The following is a 4,463-nucleotide window of genomic DNA, read 5'->3' on the forward strand; positions in this document are numbered from 1 at the left end:
ACCCGGTAAAACCCCCGGATCCGGTACCCGACATGTTGAACCTGCATGGCACTCCTCCCTCGCCAAAGAAGTGCCAAAGGTTTGTGAACTTATGCAGCAATTGCATAACCTCAAATTCTGCGAATGTCTTTAGGCATGGGTTTGCGCGGTAATTCTGTGCAGCGCTGGATGGGGCATGACGCTCGGTTTGCGGGATTTGGTGTTGTAGTCCCTGGGGAATAGGCGGTTATTTGCGATGGAGCAGGGCAAAAGGTGCGATTGGTACAGCGTGGGGCAATCGCCAGCCGGGCTCGTCGGGCGTTGCATACGCTGGAGAGAAGGCGGACTTCAGCCGGAAGGTTGATGGGCGGCAGCGTAGCTGCGTTGACGGATATCCGTGAATAGGCGCGCTATGACAGTTGGTATCTTCCGTACCCAGGTGTCGGCGTGGCAGGCTAGCTGTCCTAGCCTTTGGAAGAGTCGCCAGCGCACGGTGGCGACACCACGCCGCTGCCAGGGACTCACGTCTCGCCTACCGGGCGCCGGCGGTCTGCGTCCAGCCTCACTGCAAGACCGTTTGCAGCGATAGCGCCCGCCGTGGTCAGGACACCGCGAGCGCTTGCTCTTCTGTCAGCCCGGCCAATGCTGGATCAGCTCGCGAGTTGCACGGCGGGTTTTTTGTTGCGGGATGCTTCGTATAGGGCCAGCAACTCACTGCGCACTCTGACCAATTCCAGGTCGAGGCTGGCAACGGGGGCGCCGCGCTGGGAACGGCAGGCGAGCAACTCGCGACGACGGCTTTGCAATTGTTGGATTCGCTCCTGTAGGTTCATGGGTTTCTCCTTTGATCAGCTTTGCACTCCGCCATTTTGATTGACGATGACACCGGAACTCGTTGCGTGCGGAAAACCGGCAGTCGATAGGGCTGCCGCAATGCTCTTTCCGAGGTTGCCGCTACATTGGTTGGTGCTAACGGAAAGAGTGGTGGTGGCAGGGCCGGCCGCGCTAATGACGGCGCTGCTGATGGCCACCTGTCCGCATACTGGGGTACTGGTATTGCTGCCAGTAACGAAAGCCGGGGTGCCGCGCCCAAACACGGGGTCGGCAATGTCTGTGGCTGTTTGCCCATTGAGGGTTTGGTAAATGTTGGTTGCGACCTTGTTGTTGCTCGCAGCATAGGCGTTGGTGACGGCATCTACGGCAAGTTTGAAATTTGCCGTTACCGCCTGCGCCTTGGCGGTTTCTATGTACTGAAAGTACTGAGGAACGGCAATGGCCGCCAAAATGCCGATGATAGCGATGACGATCATCAGTTCGATCAGGGTAAAACCAGCCATCTCCGCCCGATTGTCTCCTGCACTGGTGGCACATTTTTCTTGGCGCATATGGTCAACCTTTCCGAGAGGACTCTGGAACACCAGAATGCTGTCCGAAAGATGCACCCCTTGCGGGGTGCATTTATAATGCGAGCTTATTTATTGATAAGTGACGCCACCATTTCCATCGACCGACGCCGTGCAACCGGTCGTAGCGCTTGAATTACATGCAGTAGCAATGACTCCTTGCGCTGACAAAGCTGCAGCAACGTTTGGAGCAATGTTAGACGGGACCCCGGAAAGAATAACATTGACACCATTAGCTGCGTTCGCTGGGGTTATAGATTGCTGGCTATAACTAATCGAAGCGCCCGTGCTTGCGATATTGGTCATATTTGAGTTTGTTAAAGCAGTGTTTTGTCCTGCCTGCGCAGCGGCTATCGCTGCCGTGGCTTGGGTCACGGCCTGATGGAAGTCCTGCGCAATAGTCGTTGCTTTCGATGTGGCAATATACTGCTGATACTGCGGAATGGCGATGGCAGCCAAGATACCGATGATAGCAATGACGATCATCAGTTCGATGAGGGTGAAACCGCCCTCGGCAGTTTTCCGGATTTGCTGTATTTTCCTGCTTATAAGTCGTACCTCCTGAAGAGGGTGTGGGTGAATGGCTACAGTGTAGGCCTCGCGATGCGGGTAAGCACAAATCGCGCCATGCACCGGCATACGTAGCATCTCTTTGTTTTTGCCAAATATTCCACAGACGAGGGGCGGCGGTGGCGATCGCGCGGCAAAGAGTTCCGCCGGGATCTCGGTGGACATTTAGGAGTTGCTTCTATACTTTTTCGGTTTGTCCACCGGGACTTCGGTGGACAGAAAGGGTTTGGCAGAGTTATGCACAAAAATGTCCACCGGTGTTTCGGTGGACAGGAGCGATGGAGACACAAGATGAATGCGGTCCGTGTAGAGGTATCGACGGCAACGGCAAGCCTGCTCACAGGGCGGGCAACCAAAACCCTCTATCGGTGGGTTGATGATGGCTCTTTACCGGCCCGTCATGGGGATGGGGACTGGACCGGGAGCAAGATTGGTGGCCGCTTGTCTTTTGCTTTGTCTGACTTGGCTCCGCACATGCGGATACCGATAACCCCGGATTTGGAGCGAGAGCTGGGTAGAGTCGAGCAAGGCGTTGCCGATGGCTTCAACGAAATAGGGCTGATGTTTTTTGAGCACAAGGCCTATGAGATTGGAATCCATTGGCTGGAGATGGCTGCCAAGAAGGGTCACGCCGACGCGATGGATTGGCTTTCTACCTGTTACCTGGAGGGTCTTGGAACCAAAATGGACCATGCCCGTGCAATCGAGTGGCTGGGAAAGGCGGCCGCGGCCGGCCATCCGCTCGCCAAGGAAAAGGTCGCTTCTCTAGATCGGTGAGCTTTGTGAGACGGGTTGCTACGTTGCGGTCGGAAGATGGAGTTCGCAAATGACCACCCAGGCTTGCGCCGAGTGCGCAAGAAGTGCTGGTGCTGCGGCACACGGAAACCTGGGCGCTTGCATACTCGCAGCTTGGCAGTTTTTGGTGAAGATGCAGGCGATGCAGTGGCCCCCAAAGTCGGCGATCTTATTCGGTATGGGGTTTTCGCAGCAGCTTTGTGCGGCGGTGGATGGGTCAGGATACTCGGGGAGCGATTTGGCGTTTAAAAAACCCCCGCCACCGGGGTGGCGAGGGGCTACGCCGCGTCCAATGGCGGCGACTGGCTAGGCCAGGAAACGCAGTTTACTTCTTGGGTGCCTTGGCGAAACGCAAGTAGGGCAGTTTGATATCGATTTCGCCAAACTTCTCCTTGGCTTGCTGGTCATTCAGCGACAGGGCGACGATCACGTCCTGACCCGGGACCCAGTTGGCGGGGGTTGCGATCGGTACGCCGTCCGTTGCTTGGATGGCATCGAGAGCGCGCAGGATTTCGGCAAAGTTGCGCCCAACGGACATCGGATAGGACATGGTCAGACGCACTTTCTTGTCCGGTCCGATGATGAAAACGGTGCGCACCGTAGCCGTGTTCTTCGCGTCGCGGTTCTCCGGCAGATAGGCCTCGGCGGGCAGCATATCGTAGAGTTTGGAAACATGCAGCGAGGTATCGTCAATGATGGGGAAATCCGCCGGAGCTCCGGCCATGGCCTCGATGTCGCGCTTCCACTTCTTGTGCTCTTCCACCGAGTCGACGGAAACACCCATAACCTTGGTGTTGCGCTTGGCAAACTCTGGGGCCAGTTGGGCGACGGCACCGAATTCGGTAGTGCAAACCGGCGTAAAATCGCGCGGGTGGGAGAAAAGGATCGCGTAGCTGTCGCCAATCCATTCATGCAGACGCAGGGTGCCGGCGGTGGACTCGGCGGTGAAGTCCGGGGCAACATCATTGATACGAATCGACATAGGTACACTCCTTTTGAAATTGCAGATGGGTCCTGAACTGCAACTGTAGGATAACCCAAGCTGCCAACAATTACAATATGTCTAAATCAGTACTTTATATAAACTTGCCGAGAGCCTAAGACCACCTACTCCTGCTGTCGAGCTGGCAAATGATGCTTTTTCGTCTATCTACTGCACTGGGTCACCTTCTGGGTTCCGTGCCGAAAGGGCGATCGGAGAGGGTGGTGTTCGGATCGTCTAACGCAAGCGAGTTCCGTGGATTCGTTCCCTGTGCTCGGTGATTGCGATACGGGCTTGGCAGGATACAATGGCGAACCACCTTGGATGCGGCGTCTATGGTTCAGCGGCGTCAAACCGCTCGCTTGGTCTTGCGGTAGCAGCAACCAGACGCCAGAGAGGCGGGCTTGCGCATCTTCAATTCCGCATCGACCCCATGCATCGGGAGTCGACAGAGCTGTCATCGAAGTGTTCTGCGCTGGCAGGACTTGTGAGGGGTAGGATATGGCTACGACAGTTGCGAACAAGCAACGCAAAGAGGTGAAAACGACTGAGTTTCGCTGGGAGGCGAAGAGTCCGGATGGTCGTACACGACAGAAGGGCGAAATGTTGGCGCCGTCTGCCAACGTGGTCAAGGCCCTGTATGCGTCCACCACCTTTGGCACTGTGGTAGATGTTGGAGGAGGAAGGATAGCGGTGGTTTCTGTCCGAGTCGATGGTGTGGCCGTTCGGCGTTG

5 protein-coding genes and 1 pseudogene are annotated in these 4,463 nt (G+C 56.3%); 2 read left to right on the forward strand and 4 right to left on the reverse strand.

The annotated features are described in order from the left end of the window. Positions 1-629 precede the first annotated feature (629 nt). From RTI30_RS12850 to RTI30_RS12860, 3 genes are all read right to left on the reverse strand, one after another. Positions 630-812, reverse strand: a complete 183-nt coding sequence (locus RTI30_RS12850) for a hypothetical protein (protein WP_312263427.1) — start codon at positions 810-812, stop codon at positions 630-632. 15 nt (positions 813-827) lie between these two features. Beyond that, positions 828-1,364 carry a prepilin-type N-terminal cleavage/methylation domain-containing protein gene (locus RTI30_RS12855; RefSeq protein WP_312263426.1) on the reverse strand — a complete coding sequence of 179 codons (537 nt, stop codon included), beginning with the start codon at positions 1,362-1,364 and terminating at the stop codon, positions 828-830. A 90-nt stretch (positions 1,365-1,454) separates the two neighbouring features. Then, positions 1,455-2,117, reverse strand: a complete 663-nt coding sequence (locus RTI30_RS12860; protein ID WP_409449715.1) for a prepilin-type N-terminal cleavage/methylation domain-containing protein — start codon at positions 2,115-2,117, stop codon at positions 1,455-1,457. A 126-nt stretch (positions 2,118-2,243) separates the two neighbouring features. Here RTI30_RS12860 and RTI30_RS12865 point away from each other — a divergent pair, with 126 nt between their 5' ends. Beyond that, positions 2,244-2,729, forward strand: a complete 486-nt coding sequence (locus tag RTI30_RS12865; protein WP_312263425.1) for a hypothetical protein — start codon at positions 2,244-2,246, stop codon at positions 2,727-2,729. 343 nt (positions 2,730-3,072) lie between these two features. On the opposite strand, the gene RTI30_RS12870 is transcribed toward RTI30_RS12865, so the two are convergent. After that, positions 3,073-3,729, reverse strand: coding sequence for a peroxiredoxin (locus tag RTI30_RS12870; RefSeq protein WP_312263424.1), 657 nt, complete (start codon positions 3,727-3,729; stop codon positions 3,073-3,075). Positions 3,730-4,230: 501 nt separating this feature from the next. Between RTI30_RS12870 and RTI30_RS12875 the strand changes: the two are divergent. Beyond that, positions 4,231-4,463, forward strand: a pseudogene (locus tag RTI30_RS12875) (hypothetical protein); the annotation flags it as partial.

The organism is Candidatus Igneacidithiobacillus taiwanensis (assembly GCF_031962545.1).
Classification (GTDB): Bacteria; Pseudomonadota; Gammaproteobacteria; order Acidithiobacillales; family Acidithiobacillaceae; genus Igneacidithiobacillus; species Igneacidithiobacillus taiwanensis.